The organism is Pseudoalteromonas sp. NEC-BIFX-2020_015, assembly GCF_012952265.1.
Taxonomy (GTDB): domain Bacteria; phylum Pseudomonadota; class Gammaproteobacteria; order Enterobacterales; family Alteromonadaceae; genus Pseudoalteromonas; species Pseudoalteromonas neustonica.
Genome location: NZ_JABCJL010000095.1, coordinates 1 through 653, shown reverse-complemented (window position 1 = coordinate 653; position 653 = coordinate 1). Strand labels below are relative to the sequence as shown.

General features: G+C 40.6%; 1 protein-coding gene. It reads right to left on the bottom strand.

Going from position 1 to position 653, the window contains the following annotated elements; genetic code table 11:
* Positions 1–35: 35 nt before the first annotated feature.
* On the bottom strand, positions 36–653 hold a 618-nt coding region (locus HH219_RS21705; RefSeq protein ID WP_169328614.1), incomplete at its 5' end, for a transposase.

Sequence of the window (653 nt, the reverse complement as noted above, 5' to 3'; positions counted from 1 at the left end):
TAACAACACGCCCTGAGGTGGACAACTAGTAAAATTTAGCTATTTATTGCAAATTTTAACAGCGGCGAACCTCTTCTTTTTAGTGCTTCTAAATATGTTGATTCGTTGTAAGGTGTATGTGTCTTCCAGCACCTAAATACGATCCTGATCCACTTGAAAGCCAGTGATCTTATAATGCTATTATGAGGTTTACCTTTACTTTTTTGTTGCTCGTAATAAGCCTTTGCCCAAAACGAATAGCGTATCGAAAAACCGGCCCATTCCACAAAGGTTTGTCTTAGAAATGTTGGGCAACTGTACCGCCAATGCGTCCACATTTTCTTACCGCTACGTTCAATCACAGGCGCAATACCCGCATATTTTTGTAGCTCAGACGCATCATCATAACGGTCCCTATTGCTGCCCAATGCAACTAATAATCGTGGGGCAAGTTGCGGACCTGCACCAGGGAAACTATCAAAAATCACTTTATCATCTTGTGCTTTATAGGCCTCTTTTATCGCTTTATCTAACGATTCTATTCCCTTGAGTAACACTTTGAATTGCGCAATGAGCACTTCAACTAACTGTTGATTTGGTTCTATTACTCCCGTGTCTTCTGTTAATGGCATGGCATTTTTAATACTCAAAATACGGGCATCATTAACCTGAGC